General features: G+C 61.0%; 23 protein-coding genes. 22 read left to right on the plus strand and 1 reads right to left on the minus strand.

Annotated elements, in window-relative coordinates; translation table 11 throughout:
• The first annotated feature begins 135 nt into the window (after window positions 1-135).
• From HMPREF2845_RS04840 to nusB, 11 genes are all read left to right on the plus strand, one after another.
• The gene (locus HMPREF2845_RS04840) at window positions 136-573 is read left to right on the plus strand and encodes a DUF948 domain-containing protein (protein WP_012903480.1); all 438 of its coding nucleotides are present in this window, start codon (window positions 136-138) and stop codon (window positions 571-573) included.
• On the plus strand, window positions 573-1,070 hold the full coding sequence (locus tag HMPREF2845_RS04845; protein WP_070616387.1) for a peptide chain release factor 4: 498 nt from the start codon (window positions 573-575) through the stop codon (window positions 1,068-1,070). Before HMPREF2845_RS04840 ends, HMPREF2845_RS04845 begins: the two co-directional genes overlap by 1 nt.
• 132 nt (window positions 1,071-1,202) lie before the next feature.
• Complete coding sequence (gene alaS, locus HMPREF2845_RS04850) at window positions 1,203-3,890, plus strand: alanine--tRNA ligase (protein ID WP_070634030.1); 2,688 nt, start codon at window positions 1,203-1,205, stop codon at window positions 3,888-3,890.
• Between the two features lie 2 nt (window positions 3,891-3,892).
• Window positions 3,893-4,456 carry a Holliday junction resolvase RuvX gene (gene ruvX, locus HMPREF2845_RS04855; protein ID WP_012903482.1) on the plus strand — a complete coding sequence of 188 codons (564 nt, stop codon included), beginning with the start codon at window positions 3,893-3,895 and terminating at the stop codon, window positions 4,454-4,456.
• Window positions 4,453-5,646 (plus strand): endolytic transglycosylase MltG, encoded by a 1,194-nt coding sequence (gene mltG / locus HMPREF2845_RS04860; RefSeq protein WP_049341921.1) that lies wholly within the window; start codon window positions 4,453-4,455, stop codon window positions 5,644-5,646. The genes ruvX and mltG overlap by 4 nt, the downstream gene beginning before the upstream one ends.
• Before the next feature lie 272 nt (window positions 5,647-5,918).
• Window positions 5,919-6,854, plus strand: coding sequence for a shikimate dehydrogenase (locus tag HMPREF2845_RS04865; RefSeq protein WP_049345481.1), 936 nt, complete (start codon window positions 5,919-5,921; stop codon window positions 6,852-6,854).
• Between the two features lie 119 nt (window positions 6,855-6,973).
• On the plus strand, window positions 6,974-8,191 hold the full coding sequence (gene aroC / locus HMPREF2845_RS04870; RefSeq protein ID WP_005508730.1) for a chorismate synthase: 1,218 nt from the start codon (window positions 6,974-6,976) through the stop codon (window positions 8,189-8,191).
• Window positions 8,191-9,786: a shikimate kinase gene (locus HMPREF2845_RS04875; RefSeq protein WP_070634031.1), complete on the plus strand. Its 1,596-nt coding sequence runs from the start codon at window positions 8,191-8,193 to the stop codon at window positions 9,784-9,786. Before aroC ends, HMPREF2845_RS04875 begins: the two co-directional genes overlap by 1 nt.
• A gap of 25 nt (window positions 9,787-9,811) precedes the next feature.
• Window positions 9,812-10,942 (plus strand): 3-dehydroquinate synthase, encoded by a 1,131-nt coding sequence (aroB, locus tag HMPREF2845_RS04880; RefSeq protein WP_070634032.1) that lies wholly within the window; start codon window positions 9,812-9,814, stop codon window positions 10,940-10,942.
• A 226-nt stretch (window positions 10,943-11,168) separates the two neighbouring features.
• Window positions 11,169-11,732, plus strand: coding sequence for an elongation factor P (efp, locus tag HMPREF2845_RS04885; protein WP_005505932.1), 564 nt, complete (start codon window positions 11,169-11,171; stop codon window positions 11,730-11,732).
• Window positions 11,732-12,142 carry a transcription antitermination factor NusB gene (nusB, locus tag HMPREF2845_RS04890; protein ID WP_005505934.1) on the plus strand — a complete coding sequence of 137 codons (411 nt, stop codon included), beginning with the start codon at window positions 11,732-11,734 and terminating at the stop codon, window positions 12,140-12,142. The genes efp and nusB overlap by 1 nt, the downstream gene beginning before the upstream one ends.
• A gap of 369 nt (window positions 12,143-12,511) precedes the next feature.
• On the opposite strand, the gene HMPREF2845_RS04895 is transcribed toward nusB, so the two are convergent.
• Window positions 12,512-13,231, minus strand: coding sequence for a methyl coenzyme M reductase subunit gamma (locus tag HMPREF2845_RS04895; RefSeq protein WP_168163713.1), 720 nt, complete (start codon window positions 13,229-13,231; stop codon window positions 12,512-12,514).
• Between the two features lie 326 nt (window positions 13,232-13,557).
• Between HMPREF2845_RS04895 and pyrR the strand changes: the two genes are divergently transcribed.
• From pyrR to HMPREF2845_RS04950, 11 genes are all read left to right on the plus strand, one after another.
• The gene (pyrR, locus tag HMPREF2845_RS04900) at window positions 13,558-14,226 is read left to right on the plus strand and encodes a bifunctional pyr operon transcriptional regulator/uracil phosphoribosyltransferase PyrR (RefSeq protein ID WP_070634034.1); all 669 of its coding nucleotides are present in this window, start codon (window positions 13,558-13,560) and stop codon (window positions 14,224-14,226) included.
• Window positions 14,223-15,224 carry an aspartate carbamoyltransferase catalytic subunit gene (locus HMPREF2845_RS04905; RefSeq protein WP_070634035.1) on the plus strand — a complete coding sequence of 334 codons (1,002 nt, stop codon included), beginning with the start codon at window positions 14,223-14,225 and terminating at the stop codon, window positions 15,222-15,224. The genes pyrR and HMPREF2845_RS04905 overlap by 4 nt, the downstream gene beginning before the upstream one ends.
• A gap of 30 nt (window positions 15,225-15,254) precedes the next feature.
• Window positions 15,255-16,556 (plus strand): dihydroorotase, encoded by a 1,302-nt coding sequence (locus HMPREF2845_RS04910; RefSeq protein WP_070506251.1) that lies wholly within the window; start codon window positions 15,255-15,257, stop codon window positions 16,554-16,556.
• 143 nt (window positions 16,557-16,699) lie between these two features.
• Window positions 16,700-17,239 (plus strand): PH-like domain-containing protein, encoded by a 540-nt coding sequence (locus tag HMPREF2845_RS04915; protein WP_049345467.1) that lies wholly within the window; start codon window positions 16,700-16,702, stop codon window positions 17,237-17,239.
• Between the two features lie 152 nt (window positions 17,240-17,391).
• Complete coding sequence (carA, locus tag HMPREF2845_RS04920) at window positions 17,392-18,579, plus strand: glutamine-hydrolyzing carbamoyl-phosphate synthase small subunit (protein WP_049327218.1); 1,188 nt, start codon at window positions 17,392-17,394, stop codon at window positions 18,577-18,579.
• Window positions 18,580-21,900 (plus strand): carbamoyl-phosphate synthase large subunit, encoded by a 3,321-nt coding sequence (gene carB, locus HMPREF2845_RS04925; protein ID WP_070634036.1) that lies wholly within the window; start codon window positions 18,580-18,582, stop codon window positions 21,898-21,900.
• Window positions 21,900-22,775: an orotidine-5'-phosphate decarboxylase gene (gene pyrF / locus HMPREF2845_RS04930; protein WP_070634037.1), complete on the plus strand. Its 876-nt coding sequence runs from the start codon at window positions 21,900-21,902 to the stop codon at window positions 22,773-22,775. Before carB ends, pyrF begins: the two co-directional genes overlap by 1 nt.
• A 412-nt stretch (window positions 22,776-23,187) precedes the next feature.
• Entirely contained in the window at window positions 23,188-23,568 is a 381-nt protein-coding gene (gene mihF / locus HMPREF2845_RS04935; protein WP_005505949.1) for an integration host factor, actinobacterial type, read from the plus strand.
• 41 nt (window positions 23,569-23,609) lie between these two features.
• Complete coding sequence (gene gmk, locus HMPREF2845_RS04940; protein ID WP_005505951.1) at window positions 23,610-24,167, plus strand: guanylate kinase; 558 nt, start codon at window positions 23,610-23,612, stop codon at window positions 24,165-24,167.
• A gap of 311 nt (window positions 24,168-24,478) precedes the next feature.
• Window positions 24,479-24,937, plus strand: a complete 459-nt coding sequence (rpoZ, locus tag HMPREF2845_RS04945) for a DNA-directed RNA polymerase subunit omega (RefSeq protein WP_044150418.1) — start codon at window positions 24,479-24,481, stop codon at window positions 24,935-24,937.
• 30 nt (window positions 24,938-24,967) lie between these two features.
• A complete protein-coding gene (locus tag HMPREF2845_RS04950; RefSeq protein ID WP_070634038.1) occupies window positions 24,968-26,422 on the plus strand; it encodes a bifunctional phosphopantothenoylcysteine decarboxylase/phosphopantothenate synthase in 1,455 nt (484 codons plus the stop codon).
• Window positions 26,423-26,508: the final 86 nt, after the last annotated feature.

Raw genomic sequence — 26,508 nt, forward strand, 5'->3', positions numbered from 1 at the left:
TTTTCGACTAAAATAGGGGATTGAGCTGTGTATACAGTCCTGAACTGTATGCACGATCCGGCTGCGCGCCACGGTGGCGTCCAGCCTTGTACGACTATTGATAAGCATCATGCATTGAGCGGAATGGGGTTATAGATGACCGGCGGAGATATTGCGGGCCTGATTGCAGCAGGAGTTTTTGCGATTCTGGTGGCTCTTCTTGCGCTACCCATTATTCGCCTGACTAAGGTGTTTGATGAGCTTATCGTGACGATTCGTTCGCTGAACCAGAGCACCGGCCCCCTCATTGAAGAGGTGACTCGCACTGTGGTGACTACCAATGAGCAGTTGGAGAAGGTTGACGACATCACCTCGAACGTTTCGGATGCGTCCGCGAACGTTTCTGCGCTGTCCTCGCTGGTGACCTCGACTGTGGGTCAGCCGCTGATTAAGGTTGCGTCCTTCTCGTACGGTGTGCGTCAGGCGTTCCGCGGCGGCAAGACCGGCGATGCACACGGCACCGCTGGCAACACCCACGCTGGTGGTCAGTACGGTTCGGCACAGTCCTCTTACTCTGCAGGCGGTGAGAACTAATGGGTCTGCTTCGTTCAGCTCTTCTGCTCGGCGCCGGAGCGGCGGTTGGTTACTTCGCTTCCAGGCGTGCCACCACCTCCGAACCTGCTCAGCGTACCCCCGGCAGCGCCCTGCTCATGCGTGAGCACGGTGAGCTTGCCCTCAACCCGGAGTCTCAGATGGGAAAGTTCTTCGATTCGCCGATTGGCAAGCCCCTGCAGCCGTATGCGTTGCGTGCTGTTGAGTTCGCCGCCCGCGTGCGTGAAGGTATGCAGGAGAAGGAGATGGAGCTCAACGCTAAGGTGGAGCGCCAGAAGCAGGATCTGCGTCCTGGCTCCCTGGATACCTGGGACCGCCAGATGAGCTCGGCTGAGATTGAGTCCACGAACCGCCGCCTGGCTGAGCGTGAACTCATTGAGGTGGAGGCTGAGATTGCCTCCTTGGAAGAGGCTCAGAAGCGAGCGCGTGAGCAGCGTATTGCGCGTGACCGTCAGCTCGGCGACGGCTTCTTCAACTAGGTTTTTAAAGGTGGTGCTTTTGTCCGTTAACCACGGTACGAGACTGGCTCGATTAGCCATTTTGCTCTCGGACAGGCACCATAGGTCAGTAGACTAATTTAGAATTTCGCACAGATTACTCTAAGGAACGAGATGCTCTCACAGGAGATTTCTAAGCGCTGGATCGATTTCTTCGCTTCCCGCGGCCATACTGTGGTGCCTTCGGCATCGCTGATTTCGAACGAGCCCGGCGCTATGTTCACCATCGCCGGTATGGTGCCGTTCATTCCCTACTTCCTGGGCCGTGAGACCCCTCCGTTCTCCCGCGCGACCAGCGTGCAGAAGTGCATCCGCACCCTGGATATTGAAGAGGTCGGTAAGACTGCGCGTCACGGTACCTTCTTCCAGATGGCTGGTAACTTCTCGTTCGGTGATTACTTCAAGGAGCAGGCGATTCCGTTTGCTTACGAGCTGCTGACCACCCCTCAGGATAAGGGCGGTTTCGGCCTGGATCCGGAGCGCCTGTGGGTCACCATTTATGAGGGTGACGATGAGGCCTTCGACATTTGGCACAACAAGGTGGGCTTCCCGGCTGAGCGTATTCAGCGTATGGGTATGAAGGAAAACTACTGGTCCACCGGTCAGCCCGGCCCCGCAGGCCCTGACTCGGAGATCTTCTACGACCGTGGCCCCGCGTACGGTAAGGAAGGCGGCCCGGCGGCTGACGACGACCGTTACATTGAGATTTGGAACCTTGTGTTCATGCAGTACCAGCGTGGCGAGGGTATCGGTAAGGATGACTTCGAGATTCTGGGTGATCTGCCGAAGAAGAACATCGATACCGGTCTGGGCGTTGAGCGTCTTGCCATGCTGCTGCAGGGTGTTGAGAACTTCTACGAGACCGACCAGGTTCGCCCCGTTCTGGACGCTGCTTCTAAGCTGTCCGGTAAGAAGTACCACGGCTCTGAGTCCGCTGAGGACGAGGGCTACGAGGACGACGTGCGTATGCGCGTGGTGGCTGACCACATCCGTTCCTCGCTGATGCTGATTGCTGATGGCGTGACCCCCTCCAACGAGGGTCGCGGCTACATTCTGCGCCGTCTGATGCGCCGTGCTATCCGTGCGATGCGTCTGCTGGGCGTTACTGAGCCCTGCCTGCCCGTACTGTTCCCGGCTTCGCGTGATGCGATGAAGGGTGCTTTCCCGTACGTTGCTGACGACTTCGAGCGTATTTCCCGTATTGCGTACGCTGAGGAGAAGGCGTTCCTGCACACCATTGAGACCGGTACTGAGCGTCTGGAAGAGGCTGTTGCTGCCGCTAAGAAGGACGGCTCCAACGCTGTTTCTGGTGCTGAGGCGTTTGCTCTGCACGACACCTACGGCTTCCCGATTGACCTGACCCTGGAGATGGCTGCTGAGGCTGGCGTGAAGGTGGATGAGAAGTCCTTCCGCGAGCTGATGGCTGAGCAGCGTCACCGTGCGCAGGCTGACGCTAAGGCGAAGAAGGGTGCGTTCGCTGACCTGTCCGAGCTGCGTAAGCTTGTGGACGAGCGCGGCTCCATCTTCACCGGTTACACCGAGCTGCGTACTGAGACTAAGCTGCGTGCAATCCTGGTGGACGGCGTTTCCGTGCCCGCCGCTAAGGCTGGCGACAAGATTGAGGTTGTTCTGGACGAGACCCCGTTCTACGCGGAGGCTGGTGGCCAGGCAGCTGATACCGGTGTCATTACCGGCAACGGCTTCATCATTGACGTTCAGGACGTTCAGCAGCCCGTGAAGGGCCTGAGCGTTCACCGCGCCGTTGTGCGTGAGGGTGAGGTTCACACCGGTGCCGATGTTGTGGCACAGGTTGATGTTCAGCGCCGCCGCGACGGTGAGAAGGCACACTCCGGTACCCACATCATTCACGCTGCCCTGCACCAGGTGCTCGGCAACGAGGCTACTCAGCGTGGCTCTTTCAACAAGGAAGGCTACCTGCGCTTCGACTTCGCGTGGGGCGAGGGCCTGTCCGAGTCCGCTAAGCGTGAGGTTGAAGAGGTTGCTAACCTCGCGATCCGCGATAACCACGAGGTGATTACTCGTGAGATGCCGCTGGCTGAGGCTAAGGCTCTGGGCGCTATGAGCCTCTTCGGCGAGAAGTACGGCGACGTGGTGCGTGTTGTTGAAATCGGCGGCGAGTTCTCCCGCGAGCTGTGCGGTGGTACCCACGTTGGTTCGTCCGCTGAGATTGGTTCGCTGACCCTGCTGACCGAGAGCTCTGTTGGCTCCGGTAACCGCCGTGTTGAGGCTCTGGTGGGTCTGGACTCCTTCAACCACCTGGCTGCTGAGCGTACCCTGGTGAACCAGCTGACCGGCCTGATGAAGGTTCAGTCTTCCGCTGATTTGCCGGAGAAGATTAACCAGACTCTGTCTAAGCTGAAGGCTGCTGAGAAGGAACTGGCTCAGCTGCGCCGCGAGAAGCTGCAGGCTGAGGCTGGCAAGCTGCTGGAGAACGCACAGACCATCGGTTCCGTGCGCGTTCTGGCGCATGACGCTGGCGAACTGGACGCTAACGGCGTTCGTGACCTGGCTCTGGATCTGCGTTCGCGCTTCGGCTCCGAGGCCGCTGTTGTCGCCGTGGTGGGTGTGGCTAATGGCCGCCCCGTCGTCCTGGTGGCAACCAACGAGGGTGCTCGTGAGGCTGGCGTGAAGGCTGGCGCTCTGGTCCGCGTCGCTGCCGGTGTTCTCGGCGGCGGTGGCGGCGGTAAGGACGACGTCGCTCAGGGTGGTGGCCAGGACGCATCCAAGATTGGTGCTGCACTGGACGCTGTCCGCGACGCTATCGCACAGGCTCAGGCCTAAACATGGCAGAATTCCAGCGCGGAGTGCGGATGGGTGTCGATGTGGGTAACGCCCGCGTCGGCACCGCCCTCAGCGACCCCGACGGTATCCTCGCCACCCCGCTCAAGACGCTGCGCCGCGACGCGAAGAAGAACTCTGACCGCCGTGTTCTGCGCAAGCTGATTGAGGTGAACGAGGTGGTGGAGGTTTTCGTCGGGCTTCCGAAGACCATGCGTGGTGGGGATTCTCCCTCCACGGAGATGGCTCGGGAGTACGCTCAGGCTCTGCGCTCCGAGCTGGATGCCGAAGAGAAAACACACATTAACATTTGGCTGGTGGATGAGCGACTCACCACCGTGAGCGCTCACCGTGCACTGCACGAGGCTGGGGTTTCCAGCCGAGATTTCAAGACTATGGTTGACCAGGTGGCGGCTGTGAACATTTTGCAGTACAGCCTGGATGCCCTCAAGGCGGGGCAGTCCGTAGCCGGGTACAAGGTGAGCGATCCGGCCCACGAAGAAAACCGACCGTCCGAGTCAGAAGGGACCACGGTCGGTGCCGTCAACGAAACGGAGAACCTTCAGTGACCGAACAGAATAAACATCCCGAAGAGAGCGGGCTCGACCTCTTTAGGCCGACAGCCGAGGATGAACGTAAGGGCATCACCGGCATCACGATGGAACAGGAAATCGTGTCGGTGGCTACGTTGCGTGCGCGTAAGCGCCGCCGCCGCGCCATCATGCTGAGCGCTATTTCCTTGTTTGTGGTGGCTCTGGTCATCATTTCGGGTGCCTTGATTACTCGCTACGACCCGTTCAAGACTCGTGACTACTCGGGTGGCGGCAATGGTACGACCGTGACCTTCACGATTCGTTCTGGCCAGTCCACCGCGCAGGTGGCGCAGGAGCTTGAGGCAGCGGGCGTGGTTGCTGATGCTGATAAGTTTGTTGAGGTGTACACCAAGGAGAGCAAGGGCAAGTACCTGCAGCCTGGCACCTACGAACTGCAGCAGCACATGAGCAGCTCGAGCGCGATTACGACCATTATCGAGGCGAACAGCAACGTACTGTACCTGGCGATTCCGCAGGGTAAGCGCGTGAGCGAAACCATCGACCTGATTGTTTCTGGCTCCGATGGCGCGTTCACCCGCAAGCAGGTTGAGGACGCGGTCAGCAACTACACCCAGTACGGTGTGCCGAGCAACTTCCCCTCGATTGAGGGTTGGTTGCACCCGGGTGAGTACCGCTTCCCGAAGGACACCGACATCAAGAAGGTCATTCAGACCATGGTTGATAAGACCAAGGCTGACCTGAAGGAAGCCGGCGTGAGCGGCGACCAGAAGACCTTCGAGGTGCTGACCATCGCCTCCATCGTGGAGCTTGAGGCTCAGCCGAAGGACTACGTGGCGGTTGCAGGCATCATTGAGAACCGCCTGAACAACCCCGATGGTGAGACCTCGGGTCTGATTCAGTCGGATGCGACCGTGACTTACGGTCTGGGTGTCCGCTCGTACCACCTGACTGAAGAGCAGAAGGCCGATAAGAGCAATAAGTACAACACTTATGCGAATAAGGGTCTTCCGAAGGGTCCGATTGGTTCCCCGCAGCTGGCTTCGATTAAGGCTGCTGCGGCTCCTGAGAAGAACCCGTACTACTACTGGGTGACTGTGGACCTGGATTCCGGTGAGACTAAGTACTCCCGCACTTACGCTGAGCACCAGCGTTATGTTGAAGAGTACAACCAGTGGTGTTCTAAGCACCCGAACCGTTGTAGCTAATCGGTTTAGCCGGTAGCTACGAGCCGGTAGCTTTGGGCTGAAGGTTCCTTGCTGAGGCGGGTACCGCCTCCACGAGAGTGGGGGAGGTGCCCGCCTTTGCTGTACCCGAATGCTGGGTGCTCGGTTGTTGGGCTATACCCGAATATTGGTTTGTCCCTTAAAATGGGTAGAGTGCGCCTATGAACTTGGGTTCGTGGTGTGCATGTCCGCAAGCCCCGAGCGTTGAGTGTTGAGAGCGTTCCCCAGCGTTGAGAGCGAGAGAGTATCTATCGATGAAGACTGAACCGTACCGCGAAGCCCCGTATCTTCGCCGCGCCTACGTGCTGGGGCACCCTATTGCGCATTCGCTGTCGCCTGCGCTGCATCGTGCCGCGTATGACTTTTTGGGTGAGCAGAATTTGGGTTATGATCGCCGCGATACTCTGCCCGATGATTTGCCGGAGATTATGCACGGGGTGCGCCACCCGAAGGGTACGGAGGACGCCCCGTATATTGCGGGTCTGTCGGTGACGATGCCGTTGAAGACCGCGGTCATTCAGTATTGCGATGAGCTGAGTGAGACTGCCCGAGTGACCGGTGCGGTGAACACGGTGTATCCGCGCGGTGAGAAGGTGCTGGGCGATAACACGGATGTGATTGGCATTGTGAACGCGCTGCGCCACGCCGGTTTGGAGCCGCAGCCGCTCAAGGATTCTGCCGCGATTGTGGGCGGGGGAGCGACCGCTATTTCCGCCCTGACCGCACTGCATCAGCTGGGGTATTCCCGTGTGAGCGTGTACGCCCGTTCGTTGCATAAGCTCGGTAGCGTGCAGGAGGCGGCGGACCGCCTGGGTGTTCAGCTGGAGCAGGTTTCCCTGGCTGAGCTGCCGCAGAATCTTGTGGAGCGCGGCCATCACCCGGTGGTGTCTACTCTTCCTGCCCATGCGGCGGATGAGTGGGCGAGCCAGCTGAGCGGGTTGAAGGGCGCCTCCGCGACGCACCGGCCAGTACTGCTCGATGTTGCGTATAACCCGTGGCCTTCGGTGCTGGCGAGCGCTTGGGAGGCTAACGGCGGCACGGTGGTTTCTGGACTGGAGATGTTGCTGTATCAGGCGGTGGAGCAGGTTCTGCTGTTTACCGGCCGTGAACTGCAGCCCGCCGAACTGCTGGGTCTAATCAATGCGATGTGCGCGGCGGTTGATCTTGCGCCTCGTGCTTCCGTTTCGTGAAAAAAGCGTGCTTTCACTCGCTCAGTAAACGGGCATTTTATACACTATTTATACACGTGAAGAATTATTATTCCTTCCTCCTGCGCTGCGGTGCGGGTGCGATGAAAAGAGGTTAACCTATGGCCCTGCGTTGGCTCACTGCCGGAGAATCCCACGGCGAGGCGCTCGTCGGCATTATTGAGGGCGTACCCGCCGGTGTGGAACTCACTAGCGACATGGTGCGTGACGCCCTGGCTCGTCGCCGCCTTGGCTACGGCCGCGGTGCCCGCATGAAGTTCGAGGAGGACCGCGTGCGCATCCTGGGCGGTGTGCGTCACGGACTGACTCAGGGCGGCCCGGTCGCGATTGAGATTGCGAACACCGAGTGGCCCAAGTGGACTGACGTGATGAGCTCCGACCCGGTGGATCCGAAGCTGATTGAGGGTCGTGCGCGTAATGCTGCGCTGACCCGTCCGCGCCCCGGTCACGCCGATTTTGCGGGTATGCAGAAGTACAACTTCTCGGAGGCTCGCCCGGTGCTGGAGCGCGCCTCCGCGCGTGAGACTGCGACCCGCGTGGCTCTTGGCGTGGTTGCCGCCCAGATTTTGAAGGCTCTGGGTGTTGAGCTGGTTTCTCACACCGTTGCTGTGGGTGGCGTGCACGCTCCCGAGGGCGCCCCGGTGCCTTCGCCCCGCAACGTTGACCAGCTGGACGCTGACCCGCTGCGCTGCTTCGACAAGGCGACCTCCGACGCGATGGTTCAGCGCGTGGACGAGGCGCACAAGGACGGCGAGACTCTCGGCGGTGTGGTTGAGGTGCTCGCATACGGTATGCCTCCCGGACTGGGTTCGTACGTGCACTGGGACCGCCGCCTGGACGCGCGCCTTGCCGCAGCGCTGATGGGTATTCAGGCGATTAAGGGCGTTGAGGTTGGCGACGGTTTTGCGACCGCTGACCGCCCGGGCACTGCCGCTCACGACGAGATTTCCATCGGCGAGCACGGCGTTACCCGCGATACCAACCGTGCCGGTGGTATTGAGGGCGGCATGAGCATTGGCGACCTGCTGCGCGTGCGCGCGGCAATGAAGCCCATTGCGACCGTGCCGAAGGCCCTGAAGACTATTGACACTTCCACCGGTGAAGAGGCTCGCGCCCACCACCAGCGTTCGGACGTGTGTGCCGTTCCCGCCGCCGGCGTGGTGGCGGAGGCTATGGTCGCCCTGGTGCTCGCTGAGGCTGCACTGGAGAAGTTTGGTGGCGACTCGATTGGTGAGACTCGCCGCAACATGGATTCCTACCTGGACGCCATTCCGGCGTCTCTGGCGTGGGAGTCTAACGTGGCTGGTTGGGACGCGTAGTGCCCCTTCCGGCGGAGTCTGAGGGCCGCGGCACGAAGGGTCGCGGTTCCGGGGAGGTTTCTGTGGAGCAGGGTGTTCGCCCGGTCGCTTCGAGCCCCCTTGCGCGTATTGCTGCGGCGACGCAGCGTGCGCGAGGGGGCGCTTCGCCGCGCCCGGAACCCGGCGCAGAATCCGGTGCGGAACCCGGTGTATCTGCTGCGGCTGAGCAGGCTATTGAGGTTGCAGGCGCTGGGGCTGTTGAGGTTGCTGGCGCTGGGGTTCGTGAGACTGTTGCGTGTGAGGATGCCGCCTCGGTTTCTTCTGCGTCAGTTTCTTCTGTGCGCCCGGCTTCTCGCGTGCCCACCCCAGCTGATCTGATGCGTTCTGGCGCCCGTCCCCTGCCCGCCGCCGCTACGGCGAGCACGCAGGGTGTGCGCCTGTACGCCTCCTCGGTATCTGAGGACGCCGACCCGGCGCTCGGCCTGGACGAGGACCTGCGCCTGAAGCTGCTCAGCGCCCTGCAGGGCATGGGCACCGCTGAAGAGGAACCCCGCAAGGAACCCGCAAAAGCGGAAGCACCTAAGCCCGCAGCTCCAAAACCGGCCGTGCCTAAGCCTGCCGCGCCCAAGCCGGCACCTCCGAAACAGGCTCAGCCTGCAGAGGCGGCGGGGGAGAGCGCTACCGCTTCTGCACCCGTGCAGAAGGCTGAACCCAAGCCTGTACCGGTCACGCCCGCAGCCCCCGTAGGTGTGCCCGAAACTTCCGTAGCTGTGCCCGCGGCTGAACCCGCCAAGCCGGTCCGTCCGACCCCGGCGCTGTTCGGCAAAGTTCAGGTTGCTGCGCCCACCGAACCTGCCGCGCCCCCCGCGGAAGAAGAGAACCAGGCGGGGGAGAAACCCCTCGACGCTTCCGAGCTGCCCGCAACCCCGGCTGAATCTGTGGCACCCGCAGAGCTCACCGTCCCTGCAGAGCTCACCGTCCCCGCAGAAGCGCTCGCAGAAGACGAGTCCGCAGGCGGCGCTCGCATCCACCCGCAGCAGGTGCGTGAAATGCACGAGAACTTCGCGGAACGCTCCCGCCCCATCGTGCTCATCGGCCCCATGGCGGCAGGTAAAACCTACATTGGTACGCACCTGGCGCGTTTCTACGGCTACGAGTTCCTCGACGCCGACCAGCTCATCGTCGAACGCTACGGCGAAGTCTCCGAAATCTTCGAAATTTTCGGTGAGGCGTACTTCCGCGAGCTCGAACGCAAAACCATCGAAGAGGTCCTCACCTCGCCCGTGTACCGCAACACGGTGTTCTCCCTGGGCGGTGGCGCGCCCATGACCGACTCGGTCGCGGAGCTGCTCAAGGACGAATGCGTGGTGTACATCCTCGTTGATGCTGACACCGTCACCCCGCGCATTACCGGCAACAAGACCCGCCCGCTGCTGCAGCCGAACCCGGTCGAGCGGTGGACCGAAATTTTTGAGCGACGCCGCAGCCGATACGAAGAGCTGGCGCACTTCACCCTGGACGCACGAGGCGGCCGCCCCATCACCGAGATGACCGCAGAAATCCAGGCGTACGTGACCGCAACCCGCGCCTCCCGCGCGCAGCGCCCCCAAGCATAACCCCTCACCTGTGAAAGGACACATGATGAGCACTCAGCCCACCCCCACTTTCGGTGCCTCCGGCGCGGAAGATATTACCCGCATCCCGGTGACCGGTAGCTCCCCGCGTGAGAACTATGAGGTTCTCATCGGCCACAACCTGCTCGGTAAAATCCCCGAAATTCTGGGCAACCGCACCAAGAAGGTGCTCGTGATTCACCCGCGTGCCCTGCGTTCCACCGGTGAGCTGGTCATGGAAGACCTGCGCGCCATGGGCTACGAATCGTTCAGCGCCGAAATCCCGGACGCTGAGGAGGCGAAGCACTACCAGGTGGCGGCGTTCTGCTGGCAGGTGCTCGGTCAGAACGACTTCACCCGCACCGACGCGATCATCTCCGTGGGCGGCGGCGCCATTACCGACGTTGCCGGATTTGTCGCGGCAACCTGGCTGCGCGGCGTGCGCGTTATTCACATTCCGACCACCCTGCTCGGCATGGTGGACGCTGCCGTGGGCGGTAAGACCGGCATCAACACCGCCGAGGGTAAGAACCTGGTCGGCGCGTTCTGGCCGCCCGCCGCGGTGCTCTGCGAAATCGGCACCCTGCGCACCCTGCCCGAGCATGAGCTGCTGACCGGCATGGGTGAGGTCGTCAAGTGCGGCTTCATCGCAGACCCCGAAATTCTCGACCTGATCGAGGCGAACCCGAACGCCGTACGCGACTCTCAGTCCGCCGTGATGCGTGAGCTCATTGAACGCAGCGTGCGCGTAAAGGCGGAGGTCGTCTCCGAGGACCTGCGCGAATCCGGCCGCCGCGAAATCCTGAACTACGGCCACACCCTCGCCCACGCCATTGAACGTAACGAACGCTACCAGTGGCGTCACGGCGCGGCAGTATCCGTCGGCATGGTCTACGCCGCCGAACTGGCGCTGGCAACCGGCCACGCCGACGAAGAACTCGTGGCACGTACCCGCCGCATCCTGGAGTCGCTGGGCCTGCCGACCTCGTACAAGGCGGACGCATGGCCCCAGCTTCTGGAGGCCATGCGCCGCGACAAGAAGGCACGCGGCAACCTGCTGCGCTTCATCATTCTTGACGGTTTGGCTCGCCCGCGCGTCTACGAGGTGCCGGACGACTCGATCCTGTACATGACCTACCAGGAAGTTATCTCCGAGTAGGTGATGAGTCCCGTACATTCACCAGAAGCACACGCCACGCGGCTGCCAGCATATGACAGTCAGCGCGCGGCAGCCGGGCGGGGTGCCACAGATTCTGTGGCGCACCTGCTAGGCAAATTCGTGCGCATCCTGTAGAATGTACGGGACATAATTTTGCTCATTGAAAACTTAGCGCCGCGCCGGGTACCACTACGGCGTGAGCGTCGATGACACGAAGGAGAGCCCCATGGCATCCACTACCGATATTAAGAACGGCGCCGTCCTGAAGATTGACGGCAACCTCTGGTCCGTCGTTGAGTTCCAGCACGTTAAGCCCGGTAAGGGTGGCGCATTCGTCCGCACCAAGCTGCGCAACGTTACCTCCGGCAAGGTCGTCGACCGCACCTTCAACGCCGGCGCTAAGATCGAAACCGCAACCGTTGACCGCTCCGACTACCAGTACCTGTACCAGGACGGCGACGACTACGTCTTCATGGACATGAAGACCTACGACCAGATCAACGTTCCCGCAACCGTTGTTGGTGACGCAGCAAACTACATGCTCGAGTCCCAGACCGCAACCATCGCAATGCACGAGGGTAGCCCCCTGTACATCGAGTTGCCCGCATCCGTGGTCCTCGAAATCACCTACACCGAGCCCGGCCTGCAGGGTGACCGCTCCACCGGCGGCACCAAGCCCGCAACCGTTGAGACCGGCTACGAGATCCAGGTTCCCCTGTTCCTGGAGACCGGCACCAAGGTCAAGGTTGACACCCGCACCGGTGAGTACCTCGGTCGCGTGAACGACTAATGAATTCGCGTACGAAAGCCCGATTGCGCGCCCTCGAAGTGCTCTTCGAGGCGGATCAGCGCAACGAAGATTATATTGAGGTACTCCGCCGCCGCCGACTGTACACGGTAGCGCAGATCTCTGCTTACTCTGAGGAAATCATTCGTGGCGTTCGCGACCACGACGAAGAGATCCGCGAGTTTGTGGAGACTTACGCCCGTGACTGGTCCTTCGAGCGTATGCCCGCCGTGGACCGTGCCGTGCTGCGTATTGGCACTTGGGAGCTTCTGTACAATGACGAAGTTCCGGATGCTGTCGCAATTTCTGAGGCTGTCGGTCTGGCGCGTGTGCTGTCCACGAATGAATCTCCGAAGTTCGTGAACGGTCTGCTGGATAAGCTCCGTCAGGTGAAGCCGACCCTGCTCGCGTAAGACGTCCCGCCGCGGCCTGCCTGCCAACCCGTAGCTGGTTGGTTTGCTGCCGTTGAGGATGCGCCCGCAGGGGAGCGTACGTGAAACCCCCGCCGTACTGTAGTTCGCTACAGGACGGCGGGGGTTTTCTGTGTCTAGGTTGCGTTTGGTTGGTGCAGTTCTGCGTGGGGTTCCGTATTGGGTGCGGATGCGCTCGCAGGGTTTGTTAGCAACAGTTGAGGTTTCATCGGAGCCCGTGGGTAGGGTAGGCGGCAACAGTCGAGGCTTCACCGGACAACGCAGGCGGGGGAGTGCCCCCTCTGCGGCGCTGAGCGCCTTGAGGACGGAGCCCCCGCCCTGCGTGTCCGGTATGCGCCTCGTTTAGTATCACTACTCGCTTTGAGCGGATGCGGTCGCCTCGCTCGTAGCGTCTGCTTCGTCTCCGCAACCGTAATGAAGGGTCTCAGATTTGACAACAACAAACGCATTATCTTCAGAACGGCGAAGAACAAAGACCCGTCGCGTTAGTTGAGGGTCCTTAAATTTCTTACCCTCAGCAGAGCGAACGTTACTCCAGTCTTCACAGAACGTGATGGTTGCGCCGGTGTTGTATGAGACAGAACCATCGTCGTGCATGGTTCCATAGGTGACTGGATCGATGTTATTGAAGGCAATTTCGCCCTTGATAGGACCGTGGTTTTCTTCTGTGAACTTTTGAATATTCTCCACTTCCTCCTTTGTGTCTTCCAGGAAGGATTTATCCACGTATCGGAGCAGCTCTTCATCACTCGTGTGCTCCAGGCTCCCATGCATCCATGCATTCCAAACACGTCGGTACTGTTCCAACGCATCGTATGCAGCCTTGAGGGTCGCATCTGCTGCTTCCTTCGACGGGTTATCCAAATCAACGTTCGCACGAATCAGCACGGGCTCATAACCCGTCGGAGTGGGTGAAGGAGTGGGAGTTGCGGAAGCCTCAGCGCTTGCTGATTCAGCGCTTGCGGAAGTGGAAGCACTCGATTCTGCGTTGACCTGCGCACCTCCGGAACAAGCGGACAGGGTGAGCATCATTGCCGCCGAGAGCGCGGCAATGGAACTACGGTTGAACATCATTGTTGGTTCTTTTCTGGTGTGTGGTTGTGTAAACCGCAGAATTATCCATACAACAACGTGTGGAATTCAGCGGAATGTTATCGGTTGATGCCATTACCCTAACATATATCCACGGAGCACACACCCCGGCTCACTATTTGTCCATGTTGTCGAGATCCTGCTTATTGCAGCGCAGATAAGGGACGCGGTACGTGCCTCATCGCTGTCTCCCCCTCACCGTGAGCGGTCTCTCGCCGAACCTGAACGTAGCCTGTGAACTGTGGTACCCTACTAGAAGCACAAAACCTTTAAATCCGTCCCGTGAGGCGGGGAAGGAGACGGCTATGCCTGGGTCAGCTGTACCCACATCCGGCGCGAATCAGGGGCGAAACGTAACCGCAGCCCCCCATTTGGCAACCCCTCAAAGCACCTTGGAGGACGCGACCACCGTCGGCCGCACCATCCTCAGCGAGGACGAAATCCGCCGCGCCCTCACCCGCATCGCCTACGAAATTATTGAAACCAATAAAGGCGTAGAAAACCTCGTACTCATCGGCATCCGCTCCCGCGGCGTGCCCCTCGCCGTACGACTCGCAGCCCGCATCCAAGCCATCGAGCCGAACTTCAACGCAGAAACACGAATCGGCGCCCTGGACATCACCGCCTACCGCGACGACCAGCGAACCGGCGGCACCACCTCCCCAGACACCGCAGGGGAAAGCATCATGCCCTCCATTGGCATTGAAGGCAAAACCGTAGTCCTCGTTGACGACGTCCTCTACTCCGGCCGCACCGTACGCGCCGCCCTCGACGCACTCAACGCCCACGGACGACCCGCCCTCGTACGCCTGGCAGTCCTCGTAGACCGCGGACACCGGCAACTACCCATCCGCGCCGACCACGTGGGCAAAAACCTGCCCACCAGCGCCAGCGAAACCGTGCGCGTCGTACTGACTGAAACCGACAACGCAACAGACCGAGTTGACATTATCCAGCTGGGAGGGCTCTCATGAAGCATCTGCTCGACACCCGCGAACTAACCCGCGAAGAAGCTATCGAAATCCTTGACGTCGCCGACTACATGGCGCAGGTCAAAGCCGAAAACCGCACCCTCAACGTGCTCAACGGCAAGACCGTCGTCAACCTCTTCTTCGAGGACTCCACCCGAACCCGCCTCTCCTTCGAAGCCGCGGAGAAGCGCCTGGGTGCAGCCGTCACCAACTTCTCCGCTTCTGGCTCCTCCCTGTCTAAGGGCGAGTCGCTCAAGGACACCGCGCAGACCCTCAAGGCGATTGCCGCGGATGCGTTCGTGATCCGCCACTCGGCATCCGGCGCACCGCAGCGCCTCGCCGAGGCAGGCTGGACCGACATCCCCGTGCTCAACGCGGGCGACGGCACCCACGCACACCCCACCCAGGCACTGCTCGACGCCGTATCCCTGCGCCAGTACAAGGCAGAACGCGACGGCCTCGACAGCCCTCGCGGCACCGACCTGTCCGGCATGCGCGTGCTCATCGTCGGCGACATCCTGCACTCGCGCGTGGCACGCTCCAACCTCTGGCTGCTGCACACCCTCGGCGCGCAGGTCGTCTTCGTCGCACCGCCGACCCTGCTGCCGCTGAACACCGCCTCCTGGGTTGAAGAAGCCGGCGTAGAGATTTTCCACGACTTCGACGAAGCCATCGCCACCAACCCCGACGCCGTCATGCTGCTGCGCATCCAGAAGGAACGCATGAACGCCGCGTACTTCCCCTCCGCAGAGGAGTATACCGACCTGTGGGGTCTGACCGCCGAACGCTTCGCAACCCTGCAGGAGCAGCCGCAGCCGGTCGCAATCCTGCACCCGGGCCCCATGAACCGCGGCCTGGAAATCTGCGCCGAAGCCGCCGACGCCACCAACTCCTGGGTCCTGCGCCAGGTCAGCAACGGTGTGGCGCTGCGCATGGCGGTGCTCTACCTGCTTCTGACCGACGGCTCCAGCGCCAAGCTCTACGCCGGCGACGAATCCTAAACGACCTTCCTAACGAGAGGAACCAACACCATGAGCAAGTACCTGATCAAGGGCGCAAGCCTCTACGGCGAAAAGGTCGCCGACATCCTCATCGAGGACGGCGTGATTAGCCGCATCGCAGAGAACATTGACGCCGCAGACGCACAGGTCGTCGAGGCGGCAGGCCAGGTGGCGCTGCCCGGCCTGGTCGACATCCACACCCACCTGCGTCAGCCCGGCTACGAGGCATCCGAAACCGTCGAGACCGGCACCCGCGCAGCAGCCCTGGGCGGCTACACCGCAGTGTTCGCCATGGCAAACTCCATGCCCGTGGCAGACACCGCCGCAGTCGTTGAGCAGGTTGACCGCCTCGGCAAGGAATCCGCATGGTGCCGCGTGCAGCCCATCGGCGCAGTGACCGTGGGTCTGAAGGGCGAGCGCCTCTCCGACATTGGGGGCATGGCGAACTCCACCGCGAATGTGCGAGTGTTCTCTGACGACGGCATGTGCGTGTACGACCCCGCCGTGATGCGCCGCGCCCTCGAATATGTCAAGACCTTCGACGGCGTTATTGCGCAGCACGCGCAGGAGCCGCGCCTGACCGAAGGCGCCCAGATGAACGAAGGTAAGGTGTCCGCTGACCTGGGCCTGACCGGTTGGCCCGCCGTCGCTGAAGAGGCAATCATTGCCCGTGACGTGCTGCTGGCTGAGCACCTGGACTCCAAGCTGCACATCTGCCACCTGTCCACCAAGGGCTCCATTGAGGTTGTGCGCTGGGCTAAGTCCCGCGGCGTGAAGGTGACCGCGGAGGCAACCCCGCACCACCTGCTGCTCACCGACGAGACCGCACGCACCTACGACCCGATCTTCAAGGTGAACCCGCCGCTGCGCACCGAAGAGGACGTCATGGCGCTGCGTCAGGCTGTTGCTGACGGCATCATCGACGTGATCGGTACCGACCACGCACCGCACCCCGCAGAGACCAAGGAATGCGAGTGGGCGTGCGCCGCGAACGGTATGACCGGCCTGGAGCAGGCACTGTCCATCATCCAGATGACCCTGGTTGACACCGGCATGATTACCTGGCGCGATGTGGCACGCATCCTCTCCGAGGAGCCCGCGAAGATTGGTCGCCTGGACCACGAGCAGGGCCGCCCGCTTGCCGAAGGCGAACCGGCAAACATTGTGCTGGTCGACCCGAAGGCAACCCGCGTCATCAAGCCGGAGGAGCAGGCAACCAAGGGTAAGAACAACCCCTACCGCGACATGGAGGTACCCGGCTCGATCCGTGCAACCTTCTACGCTGGCCACCCGACCGTGCTGAACGGCGAGCTGGCAACCCCGCGCCGTTAACCCGCGAGGCAAACGTACGTAGTGACCGTGCCTGGCGGTGGTAGGTTCACGCCTGCCACCGCCTCGCCGGGAGCACCGTCCCCAACCTCACCAACCCAGGCCGAGATCATCGACCGAGACCCCAACCGAAAGAGAGAACCTTCGTGGGAAAGTTCCTGACCGCCGTCATCTGCATCGCCCTGGTCGCCCTGTGCATCTACGGCATGTGGCACGGATGGCGCTCGCGCCTGGCACGCCAGGCGAACATGTTCGGCTCCCTCAAGGAAGTTCCCGAACGCTACGAGGGTATGACCGCTGACGCCGCTTTCGAGGGCGAGTACGTCAGCACCACGATCTTCGGTAACTGGCTGGACCGTGTGGGTTTCGATTCGCTCGGCTTCAAGAGCAAGTCCACCCTGCTGATTTACCCGGACAGCATCATCTTCACCCGTAACGGCGCGAAGGACCTGTGGATTCCGGCGAAGAAGCTCGCAGTCATCACCACCGACCGCGGTATGGCGGGCAAGGTTGTGGAGAAGAACGGCCTGGTCGTGATTGGTTGGACCCTGGACGGTCACCGCGTGCAGACCGGCTTCCGCACCCGCTACGCCGAGGACAAGCAGGCGGTACTGCAGGAGCTGCGCCGCATCGCCCCGAACGCGGTGGATGCGCCCGAGAAGTGGACGGCAGAACCGGAAGCCTAAATCCCGGTGTAATATCCCTGCGCACCCACACCCATAGATTTTGCCTGAGGTCAGGCGAACACCCGCCGAAGGCACCATAGACTACCCCGGAACCTGCACGGTAGAGGCCGTACAGGAAGCGGGGGAGAACACCAGAGAAAAGGAAGAAGAGCATGACTGACATGACACGATCCGGCGCCCTGCGTACGGACCGCGCGCTGCTCGTCCTGGAGGACGGCACCGTCTACCGCGGCTACGGCTACGGCGCAACCGGCGCGTCCCTGGGCGAGGCGGTTTTCTCGACCGGTATGACCGGCTACCAGGAAACCCTGACCGACCCCTCCTACGCGGGTCAGATTGTGGTTCAGACCGCTCCCCATATCGGCAACACCGGCGTGAACACCACCGACGCTGAGTCCCGCAAGATTTGGGTTGCCGGCTACGTGGTTCGCGACGCAGCACGTGTGGCATCCAACTGGCGTTCTGAGCGCACCCTCGACGAAGAGCTCATCGAGCAGGGCATCGTCGGTATTCAGGGCATTGACACTCGCGCCCTGACCCGCCGCCTGCGTTCGAGCGGTTCGATGCGTGCGGGCGTGTTCTCCGGTGAGCACGCAGAACGCCCCGAAGCTGAACTGCTGGAGGAGGTGCGCGCCTCCGAGCCGATGGCTGGCCGTAAGCTCGCTGACTCCGTTTCGGTTGACACCGCCTACACCGTTGAGCCGCACCAGTTCAACTGGTTCGCACCCCCGGTCGCAACCATCGTCGCCCTGGACCTGGGCATTAAGTCGATGACCCCGCAGCGTTTCGCTGAGCGTGGCGTGCGCGTGCACGTGCTGCCCGCAAGCGCAACCCTCGAGGACATCTACTCCCACAACCCCGACGGCGTGTTCTTCTCCAACGGCCCCGGTGACCCGGCAACCGCTGACGAGCAGGTTGAGCTGCTGCAGGGCGTGCTGCGTAAGGGCACCCCGTTCTTCGGCATCTGCTTCGGTAACCAGCTGCTCGGCCGCGCCCTGGGCTTCGGCACCTACAAGCTGCCCTTCGGCCACCGCGGCATCAACCAGCCGGTCATGGACAAGACCACCGGCAAGGTTGAAATCACCGCGCAGAACCACGGCTTCGCTGTGGACGCGCCGATTGGCGACTACGTGACCGCACCGAACGCTGAGTTCGGTCAGGTCATGGTCTCCCACGTGGGTCTGAACGACAACGTGGTTGAGGGCCTGACCTGTAAGGACATCCCCGCGTTCTCCGTGCAGTACCACCCCGAGGCTGCCGCGGGCCCGCACGATTCCGCCTACCTCTTTGACCGTTTCATCGACCTGATGGTCGCAACCAAGACTGCAAAGGAAGCATAAATGCCTCGTCGTACTGACCTTAATAGCGTCCTCGTCATCGGTTCCGGCCCCATCGTCATCGGTCAGGCAGCGGAATTTGACTACTCCGGCACTCAGGCACTGCGCGTGCTGAAGGAGGAGGGCGTGCGCGTCATCCTCGTGAACTCGAACCCGGCAACCATCATGACCGACCCCGAGTTCGCGGACGCCACCTACATTGAACCCATCACCCCCGAGGTGATTGAGAAGATCATCGAGAAGGAAAAGCCGGACGCAATCCTGCCGACCCTGGGTGGTCAGACCGCGCTGAACGCGGCTATCTCCCTGGATGAGCGCGGCGTGCTCGCCAAGTACAATGTTGAGCTGATCGGCGCGAACATTGAGGCGATTAACCTCGGTGAGGACCGTGAAGCATTCAAGGGCGTGGTGGATCGCGCCGGCGGCGAGTCTGCACGCTCGGTGATTGTTCACTCCATGCCGGAGGCGCTGGAAGCCGCTAAGGAGCTGGGCTACCCGATGGTGGTCCGCCCCTCCTTCACCATGGGTGGTCTCGGCTCAGGTATGGCGTACAACGAGGAAGACCTCTACCGTATTGCTGGCGCCGGTATTCAGTACTCGCCGACCAGCGAGGTCCTGCTGGAGGAGTCCATCCTCGGCTGGAAGGAATACGAGCTGGAGATGATGCGTGACACCAACGACAACGTCGTGGTCGTCTGCTCCATCGAGAACTTCGACCCCGTGGGCGTGCACACCGGTGACTCCATCACCGTGGCACCCGCACTGACCCTGACCGACCGTGAGTTCCAGAAGCTGCGCGACATCGCGATTAACGTGATTCGTGAGGTTGGCGTGGACACCGGTGGTTGTAACATCCAGTTCGCGATTGACCCGAAGACCGGCCGCATCATCGTCATTGAGATGAACCCGCGCGTGTCTCGTTCCTCGGCGCTCGCGTCGAAGGCTACCGGCTTCCCGATTGCGAAGATTGCGACCAAGCTGTCCCTGGGTTACACCCTGGATGAGATTCCGAACGATATCACCCAGAAGACCCCGGCGTCCTTCGAGCCGACCCTCGACTACGTGGTCGTGAAGGTTCCGCGCTTCGCGTTTGAGAAGTTCCCGGCTGCTGACCCGACCCTGACCACCACCATGAAGAGTGTTGGTGAGGCTATGGCTCTGGGCCGTAACTTCACTGAGGCTCTGCAGAAGGCGATGCGTTCGCTGGAGCAGAAGGGTGCGTCCTTCTCGTTCAAGCCGCTGTCCCTGTCTGAGGCTGAGCTGGCTGAGCTGGTTGAGAAGACTAAGGTTGCGACCACTCAGCGTATCTACCAGGTTCAGCAGGCTCTGCTGGCTGGCGCTACCGTGGAGCAGCTGCACGAGGCGACCAAGATTGACCCGTGGTTCCTGGATCAGCTGGTGCTGCTGAATGAGGTTGCCGGTGTGGTTCACGCTAAGCGTGACAACCTTGACCCGGAGACCCTGAAGCTGGCTAAGCGTCACGGTTTCTCGGACGCTCAGATTGCTGAGATTATCGGCTCTTCTGAGGATGTTGTGCGCGGTGTTCGCCACGCTCTGGGTATCCGCCCGGTCTTCAAGACTGTTGACACCTGTGCAGCCGAGTTTGAGGCGTTCACTCCGTACCACTACTCCTCCTACGACCTGGAGGATGAGGTTGCGCACCACGAGAAGCCCTCGATTATGATTCTGGGTTCGGGCCCGAACCGTATCGGTCAGGGTATCGAGTTCGACTACTCCTGTGTGCACGCTTCGCTGGTGCTGCGTTCGCTCGGTTACGAGACTGTCATGGTCAACTGCAACCCTGAGACTGTTTCGACTGACTACGATATTTCGACTCGCCTGTACTTTGAGCCGCTGACCCTTGAGGATGTGCTTGAGATTGTTGAGTCGGAGCGTCGTACCGGCGGTCTGATGGGCGTGTTCGTGCAGCTGGGCGGTCAGACTCCGCTGAAACTGGCTCGTGCCCTGAAGGATGCGGGCGTGCCGATTCTGGGCACCACCCCCGAGGCTATTGACCTGGCTGAGGACCGCGGCGAGTTCTCCCGCGTGCTGGAGGAGGGCGGCCTGATTTCGCCCAAGAACGGTACCGCGTTCACTTTCGAGGGTGCTAAGCGCATCGCTGACGAGATTGGTTACCCGGTTCTGGTTCGTCCTTCGTACGTGCTGGGCGGCCGTGGCATGGAGATCGTCTACGATGAGGCGAACCTGGCACGCTACCTGGAGAACGCTACCGAGGTTTCGCCTTCGCAGCCTGCTCTGATTGATAAGTTCCTTGAGGACGCTATCGAGATCGACGTTGACGCCCTGTTCGACGGCGAGGAGCTGTACTTGGGCGGCGTCATGGAGCACATTGAGGAAGCCGGTATTCACTCGGGTGACTCTTCCTGTACTCTGCCTCCGATTACTCTCGGCCCGGACATCATCGCGAAGGTGAAGGACGCTACCGAGAAGATTGCTCGCGGCACCGGTGTGCGCGGCCTGATTAACATTCAGTTCGCGTACGTGTCTGAGAACCTGTACGTGATTGAGGCGAACCCGCGTGCCTCTCGTACTGTTCCGTTCGTGTCGAAGGCTACCGGCGTGCAGATGGCTAAGGCTGCTGTGCTGATTGGTCTGGGTAAGAGCATTGCTGAGCTGAAGGCTGAGGGCTACCTGCCGTCGAACATGGATGGCGCGTCCCTGCCTGAGGAAACTGCGATTGCTGTGAAGGCTGCGGTTCTGCCGTTCGCTCGTTTCCGCACCCCCGAGGGTGTTGTGGTGGATTCGCTGCTGAGCCCGGAGATGCGTTCGACCGGTGAGGTCATGGGTCTGGATAAGCACTATGACACCGCGTTCGCGAAGGCTCAGGCTGGTGCTGGTTCGCCGCTGCCGACTTCCGGTAAGGTGTTCATTTCGGTGGCTAACCACGATAAGCGTAACGTCATTATTTACGCGAAGATGCTGGAGTCGCTGGGCTTTGAGATCGTTTCGACCGGTGGTACCGCTGAGATTCTGCGCCGTAACGGCCTGAACTCGGTGATTGTGGCTTCGAAGTTCGCTGAGGCGAATGGCGACCACTCGATTGTGGACATGGTCCGCAACGGTGACATTGACCTGATTCTGAACACCCCTGCCGGTGGTGCTGCTCGTAGCGATGGTTACGAGATTCGTGCCGCTGCGGTTTCGGTGGGTTGCCCGGTCATGACTACCATTTCTGAGTTCGCTGCGGCTGTTCAGGCGATTAATGCTCTGCGTGAGCACAGCTGGGACATCATGAGCCTGCAGGAGCACGGCGTTCAGCTGGCTGCCGCTGTGGATGCTCGTTCCGAGGGTGGCGAGGCGTAATGTCCGCTGCTTTTGGTGATCGCCTGGCGAAGGCGATGGCGGAGCGCGGCCCGCTGTGTGTGGGTATTGACCCGCATCCGAATCTGCTGGAGCAGTGGGGTCTTGAGGATTCCGCTACCGGTCTGGCTGCTTTTACTGAGGCGGTCTATGAGGGTTGCGCACCGTTTGCGGCTGCGTTGAAGCCTCAGGTGGCGTTGTTTGAGCGTCACGGTTCGGCTGGTTTGGCTGTGCTGGAGGCGCTGTTCGCCCGCGCTGCTGCCGATGGTGTGCTGATTGTTGCTGACGCTAAGCGCGGCGATATTGGTTCGACCATGAAGGCGTACGCGGATGCGTGGCTCGGCTCCTCGTCGCCGCTGGGTACCGATTCGGTGACTTTGAGCCCGTATCTGGGTTTTGAATCGCTGCGTCCGGCGCTGGATTTGGCTGATGAGAATGACCGCGGCACGTTCGTGCTGGCGTTGACCTCGAACCCTGAGGGTAAGAGCGTTCAGCACGTGGGCGCGTCGGAGTCTGGTCATTCCGGCGAGTCTGGGGGCGCTGTGGCTAAGCGTATTATTGCTGCGGCTACCGCTGAGAATGCTTCCCGCCAGTGGGAGCAGATGGGCCCGTGCGGCCTGGTGGTTGGCGCGACTGTTGGTCAGGCGCTGGTTGATTTGGGTATTGACCTGAGCGTGTTCAACGGCCCGATTCTGTCGCCGGGTTATGGTGCGCAGGGCGCTTCGGCGGCTGATTTGTACCGCGTGTTTGCGGGTGTTGAGTCGCAGGTGCTGGTGAATTCCAGCCGTGGCGTGCTTGCTGCTGGCCCGTCGGTTGAGGGTTTGGCTCAGGCTGCGCAGGCGGCTCGTGATGACCTATTGGCGGCTCGCGGCGCATAGTTCGCGTGTTGTGTGAGAGGGGCGTGTGCTCCGAGTGGATTCTGTTGAGGGTCTGCTCGGGGTGTGCGCCCCCCCTTTTGCGTACCCCCTGTGCGTTCCTGTTTTATCGCATTTTTTCGGTACACCCGCATGCATAATTTTGCCACCGCCCGCTCGCGCCGATGCGAGTTTGCTCACCTCTGTAGTGGGGGAGCGTGCCTGCTCTTTGAGGTGCGTGCGTGGCTCCACTTTTGATAGGGCGAATACTCCGCTATGCTATAGGGGTACTCCCTGATATTTACGTGCTGACGTGCGTAGACGCATTGTTGGTGCGAGGGTGAGTGCCGCGGGTGGAACGAGGATTCTCGTGCTATCCGTGTTACATTAGTTGATAAGTAAAATTCTATAACTCGCAGAAATGGGGGACCCAACCATGCCGCTGACTCCGCTAACTGAGGATGCGCGCGCCTCCGCCCGCGAGAAGGCAGTACTTGCCCGAGCACACCGCCAGGAAATTAAGCGTGCACTGAGTGACCGTGAACTTTCCGTGCGTCAGGTGCTTGATATGGTCGATTCCGACCCTGCACTGGCTAAAATGCCGGTGGGGCAGATGCTGCGCGCACTTCCGGGCATTGGTGCCGTTCGAGCTGAACGCATCATTGAAGAACTTCATATTGCACCGACTCGCCGCCTTGGCGGCCTGGGTGTACACCAGCGTCGCAAGATGGTGGAGTACTTCAACCGTAATTCGCGGTATTTGAACCGTGCACGTCGCAGGACTAATACTCTGCCTCCTGAATCTTCTCAGTCCTAACACATCGTGCCTTCAGCCGATGAAGGCGCAGTAAGGAAGCTATGTCTCAGCCGACTCTCACCGTACTGGCTGGCCCCACTGCTGTTGGCAAGGGTACGGTGTGCCAGTACATTCGTGAGAACTACCCGAACGTGTGGTTCTCTGTTTCCGCTACTACTCGTGATCCTCGCCCCGGTGAGGTTGACGGTACTCACTACTATTTCGTTTCGATGGAAGAGTTTGACCAGATGATTGCTGACGGTCAGATGCTTGAGTACGCTGTGGTACACGGTAAGAACAAGTACGGTACTCCGCGCGCTAAGGTCCAGGAGGCTCTGGACGCTGGCCGCCCGGTGATCCTTGAGATTGACCTGCAGGGTGCTCGCCAGATTCGCGAGACCATGCCTGATGCTCGCCTGATTTTCTTGGCTCCTCCGAGCTGGGATGAGCTGGTGTCGCGTCTGGTGGGTCGAGGTACCGAGAGTGAGCAGGAGCAAGCTCGTCGCCTTGAAACCGCGAAGGTTGAGTTGGCTGCTGAGAAGGAATTTGACGTCACGGTCGTCAACGACTCTGTTGAGCGTGCAGCGAAGGAGATTGCTGAGCTGATTGGCGCCGCCTAATCTGCATGCTTTGCGTTTGCGGTGGGGCTAGAGTTTCTTCCGACCTGTAGTTCTGCCGTGAGGCGTTGTGAAAGGTGGGGGTTTCGAAGAGTTTTCTTCGGGCCCCCACCTTTTTGTTTGCCCTGTGCCCGCTACTCTGTGCCTGCCGGTCTGCCTTTTATCTGGGCTGGTACGTGCGTTTTAGCCGTTGAGAGGGTAGAATAGTTCTTTAGTTTTGACCGTGCCCTCAGTCTGCCCGGTTTGCGCCATAGCGCGAACGGTGTACGGGGGCGTTCGGTACGTACATTCCATCAAGCTATTTGGAGTTTTTAGTGGCAAACGAAATCAAGGAACACGAGGACTACAACTTCGTTGACGGTGTCGCTCCCGAGGGCATCGTGAGCCCCAGCGCTGACGCGCTGATTGAGAAGGCGGAGTCCAAGTACGGCCTGGTGATTTTCGGTGCCCGCCGTGCACGCCAGATTAACGCGTACTACGCTAACCTGCAGGACAATACTGCTGCGCACGTTGGCCCGCTGGTTGACGCTGAGTCGAACGAGAAGTCCCTGTCGGTGGCAATGCGTGAAATCATTGCTGACCGTGTTGTGGCAGAGCACCGCCCGGACGCTAAGTTCGACGAGGACGGCTACCCGATTCCCGAGGATCTGTCCGCTGTGATTGATTTCAGCGCGGCTGAGTTCTCTGGCGCTATCGAGGAGGAGTACATCCCCGCAGGTAGCGAAGAGGTTATTGCTATCGAAGAGGTTATCCTCGACGAGTCCGCTGAGTAATCTGCTTCTACAAGGATTCTTTGACGTACCATGCGCATTATCGTTGGTATTGGAGGGGGCATTGCTGCGTATAAGGCGGCGATGCTCCTTCGTCTTTTTGCGAAGAATGGCGACGAGGTAATCGCCATGCCCACCCCGAACGCGACGAAGTTCGTGGGTGTTCCCACCCTGGAGGCGCTGAGCGGCAACCCCGTCTCAACGGACGTGTTTGACCGTGTGCCTGAGGTGAACCACGTGCGTCAGGCCGAGCAGGCTGACGCTGTGGTGGTTGCCCCGGCGACCGCTGATTTGCTGGCTCGTTTGGCGGCTGGTCGTGCGGATGATTTGCTGTCCTCTACGGTGTTGACGACGCACGCCCCGGTGATTTTGGCGCCGGCGATGCACACCCAGATGTGGGAGCATCCGGCGACTCAGGCGAACGTGCAGACGCTGCGTTCGTGGGGTTATCACGTGATTGAGCCCGCGATTGGGCGTTTGACGGGCCCGGATTCTGGTCCGGGTCGCATGCCCGAGCCGGAGGATATTTTCGCGGTGGCGCTGGATGTGATTGCCCGCTTCCCGAAGGGTCAGGTGCACCCGGTGTACACGCCCGGTTACGCGCCGACTGAGCCCCTGTACACCGGTACGGAGCAGGAGCGTATGGCGGCGGCGCGTGCGGCGACGCTGACTTCGGCGCTACTGGGTCAGGGGGATTCGGGCAAGGCTGAGCCTGGTCAGATTGAACCCAGCCAGGGTGAACACAGCCAGGCAGCTAGCGCATCCGAATCACTGCGTGGTCCTCTGGCAGGTCGCCTCGTGGTCATTACCGCTGGCGGCACCCGTGAGGCACTGGACCCGGTGCGCTTCCTCGGCAACCGTTCGACCGGCAAGCAGGGTGTGGCGCTCGCGGAGGCGGCACGCGACCTGGGCGCGACCGTGCACCTGATCGGTGCGAACCTTGAGGTTCCCGCGCCGGAGGGTGTGCAGGTGACCCGCGTGGTGAGCGCCCTGGAGCTGCGTGAGGCAACCCTGGAGGCGAGCACGGCGGCGGATGTGCTGATTATGTCTGCGGCGGTGGCTGATTTTAGGCCCGCCGAGTTCGCCGAGTTCAAGATTAAGAAGAGCGCCGATTCTGAGGATGCGCCGGTGATTCAGCTGGTGCGCAACCCGGATATTCTGCGTGAGGTCGTGGTGCGCCGCCAGCAGGCTCGTGAGGCGGGGGAGAGCACCCTCGGTCCGAAGCTCATTGTTGGTTTTGCGGCGGAGACCGGTTCGGCGGAGAAGACTCCGTTGGAGCTGGGTCGTGAGAAGCTGCAGCGTAAGGGCACGGATTTCTTGGCGGTCAATACGGTGGGTGTGAATCGTGGTTTCGGCACGGACGATAACACGATTACGCTGCTGTCGACTCTGAATGATGAGGCGCCGGTGTTCTCCGGTTCGAAGAAGGAGCTGTCTGTGCGTCTGTTGGAGCATGTGGCGGCTTTCCTGCCTAAGCTTTCTGCCTAAGAGTCCTGGCGCGAGAATCCCGGCGCGTCCGCGTAGCTACTCAGCTAGTGCGCGCTTGCTTACGTATCTTCAAAGCCCGTGCGGTA

Origin of the sequence: Rothia sp. HMSC065B04, from assembly GCF_001812285.1 — a bacterium.
In the GTDB taxonomy this organism is placed as follows: domain Bacteria; phylum Actinomycetota; class Actinomycetes; order Actinomycetales; family Micrococcaceae; genus Rothia; species Rothia mucilaginosa.